Origin of the sequence: Actinoplanes sp. NPDC051633, assembly GCF_040681735.1 — a bacterium.
In the GTDB taxonomy this organism is placed as follows: Bacteria; Actinomycetota; Actinomycetes; order Mycobacteriales; family Micromonosporaceae; genus Actinoplanes.
This window is the reverse complement of the sequence record NZ_JBFAZH010001064.1, coordinates 1-2662: the sequence shown is the minus strand read 5'-3', so window position 1 is coordinate 2662 and position 2662 is coordinate 1. Positions and strand designations below refer to the sequence as shown.

The window sequence follows — 2662 nt, the reverse complement described above, 5'->3', positions numbered from 1 at the left end:
ATCGTGGCCTCGGTGTCCCGCGTGGCGAACACGCGGGCCATCTCCATCACCGCGGCCACGCCCGACGCGTCGTCGTCGGCACCGGGAGCGTCCGCGGTCGCATTCATCACGTCGCTCACGCGCGAGTCGTAGTGGCCGGTCACCACATAAACCCGCGCCGGGTCGGTGGTGCCGCGCAGCGTCGCGATGATGTTGGTGATCGGCGTGGGCACCGGCACCCGCGGCGACACCGGCTGCACGAAGGTCTGCTTCTCCACCGTCATCCGGCCGTGGGACGCCTCGGCGTAGCCCAGCATCTGCTCGTAGATCCAGTCGCGGGCGGCGCCGATGCCCCGCACCGGGTCGTCCTGGCTGGAGAGCGTGTGGCGTGTGCCGAAGCCGGCGAGCCTGCGGACGATCCGCTCGATGCGCCGCGGGTCGATCTCGCGCAGCACCTTCTTGAGGTCGCGGTCGGGCGGCTGCGGCCGCAGGCCGAACGGGGCGGCCTGCCCGGCCGTCCCCGGCTCCGCGGCCTCCGCACTCGCCGGAGTGCCGAACAGTGGCCCCGCGACCGCCGCCGCGGCGGATGCGGACAGAAACGCTCGCCGGTCTGCCATACCGGACACTTTTGCCGACTCGTCACCACATGTCTACGGTCATCTATGTCAGATGATGCACACCGACTGCCACATCACCGCAGCGCCTCGTCGACGCTGATCTCGGTCCGGCCGAGGAACACCGGGTCCCGGCCGGACAGGGTGTCCGTCATCGCCTTCACCACCGCCATCCGCTCGCGGCCGGCGCTGGAGAGCCATGGCTGCCGGTAGATGCGCGCGGTGTCGTCGCCGACCCCGGCGGTGTCGATGCCGAGCCGCCGGCACAGCGCCACCGCCCGCTCGATGTGGTAGCTCTGGGTCACTATGACGGCCGTGCGGATGCCGAAGATCTGCCGTGCCCGGGCGCACGTGTCGTAGGTGTCGAAGCCGGCGTGGTCCAGCGCGATCCGCGCCGACGGCACGCCCCGGTCGACCAGCCACTGGAACATCGCGCCCGGCTCGTTGTAGGTCCACTCGGCGTGGTCGCCGGACACCAGGATGGCCTTCACCCGGCCCGACTCGTACAGCCGGCGGGCGATGTCGAGGCGGGCGGCGAGGAACGGCGACGGGTTGCCGCCGGCGTACACCTCGGCGCCGAGCACGATCGCCACCGGCGCTGCGGGGACGTCGGTCAGCGCGTACACGTGGCCGTGCGCCTCCGCCTTCACCCACAGCGCACCCGCCGCCATCGTCAGCACGGCGGCGGCGGTCGCCAGACCGCCGGCCACGACCAGCCTGCGAAACCACCTCCTGCGCACGGATTGGAGGCTGCCAGACGCGGTCAAGACAGCCTTATGGACGACGACCCGCTGATCGTTTGGGCACGCCAGGATGACAAGCCGGGGGTACGCGTGTTCCGCGCGCCGGACGCGGTCGCGGTGGCCGGCCCCGCCCTCTCCCGGCGTGACCGCCTGGCCGTCGCCGGCGAGCCCGCCGCTGTGGCCGGGCTGCTCGCCGACGTGCTGCCCGAGGTGGGCCCGACGTTCCGGCCGCTCGGCGACGAGGATCTGATCGCGGCGGTCGCCCGGCGGGTCGACGGCATCGAGATGGCGGGCCGCTTCATGATGATGGACACCGCAGCGCCCGCCCCCGGGGCTGTGCTGCTACCGGCCGCTGAGCCTTCGGCAAGGGCGGAGGACCCGGGCCCCTCCGGGGCTGGGCGCGCGGCCTGGCTGGACGACATCACCGGGGTGGCGGACCTCCTGCGGGAGGCGTTCCCGGACTCGTACGCCCAGCCGGGCGCGCCGGGCGTGCTCCGCTGGGCCGGGGTGCGCGACGAGGACGGCAAGTTGCTGGCCACCGCGGCCGACGCGTGGTCCGTGCGCGACGTCGGTTTCATCGCCGGGGTGGCCACCCACCCCGCCGCCCGCGGCACCGGCCTCGCCTCGGCCCTCTGCGCCTTCGTCACCAACGACATGCTGCGCACGCATCGCCGCGTGGCCCTGTTCGCCGACCACTGGAACGAGGCCGCCCTGCGCACCTACCGCCGGCTGGGCTTCACACAGCGCCCCCTCGCTGCCGCCGAGCAGACCGTCGACCGGGCGAATCGGGGGCCGGCCCGCGATCACCGGTCATAAGGCGATCGCCGCGGAGCGAAGCGGAGCCAGTCAGCTCAGCTGGCGGACCAGGCGCTCCATGATCGCCCAGGTCGAGTCGTCGTCCTCGCCGCCGGTGTGCGGGCCGCGGAACCGGGCCACGGCGACCGCGAGGTCGGCCACGTCCCACCAGCGGCGGTAGGTCTCGATCGTCTCCGGCCGGGCGACCACGCCGGTCGCGGTGGCGTAGGCGGCGGTCATCTCCTCGCCGAGCATCCACAGATCGCGTTCCGGCGGCGCGACCAGCGCGGTGTCCCAGTCGATCAGCCGCCAGCCGTCGGCGGTGCGCATCGAGTTGCCCGGGTGGGTCTCGCCGTGGGTGAGCACGTCACGGTCGTGCGACACGGCCGCCGCCATCCGGTCGTAGCCGGCGAACCAGGCGGCGATGGCCTCCGCGTTGGCGCTGAGCAGGGCCTCGGCGCGCGCGGCGTAGGGCCCGTCGCCGGCCGCCGGTTGACCGGACAGGGCGGCCTCCACCGCGTCGCGGTGCGG

Annotated in this window: 4 protein-coding genes; 1 reads left to right on the top strand and 3 read right to left on the bottom strand. The window is 73.7% G+C overall.

Annotated elements, in window-relative coordinates; genetic code table 11:
* Together AB0M20_RS36965 and AB0M20_RS36960 are read right to left on the bottom strand one after the other, a co-directional pair.
* Positions 1-596, bottom strand: a 596-nt coding sequence (locus AB0M20_RS36965; RefSeq protein WP_364305378.1) for a M28 family peptidase, incomplete at its 3' end; no start/stop codon positions are given.
* Positions 597-670: 74 nt separating this feature from the next.
* Positions 671-1333 carry an ElyC/SanA/YdcF family protein gene (locus tag AB0M20_RS36960; RefSeq protein ID WP_364305376.1) on the bottom strand — a complete coding sequence of 221 codons (663 nt, stop codon included), beginning with the start codon at positions 1331-1333 and terminating at the stop codon, positions 671-673.
* 36 nt (positions 1334-1369) lie between these two features.
* Between AB0M20_RS36960 and AB0M20_RS36955 the strand changes: the two genes are divergently transcribed.
* On the top strand, positions 1370-2152 hold the full coding sequence (locus AB0M20_RS36955; protein ID WP_364305375.1) for a GNAT family N-acetyltransferase: 783 nt from the start codon (positions 1370-1372) through the stop codon (positions 2150-2152).
* Between the two features lie 30 nt (positions 2153-2182).
* Here the strand turns inward: AB0M20_RS36955 and AB0M20_RS36950 are convergent.
* Positions 2183-2662, bottom strand: a 480-nt coding sequence (locus tag AB0M20_RS36950; protein WP_364305374.1) for a phosphotransferase, incomplete at its 5' end; no start/stop codon positions are given.

Bases quoted from the DNA above. Each gene is read 5' to 3' on its own strand.
- AB0M20_RS36955 (WP_364305375.1), top strand. From the start codon at position 1,370: ATGGACGACGACCCGCTGATCGTTTGGGCACGCCAGGATGACAAGCCG.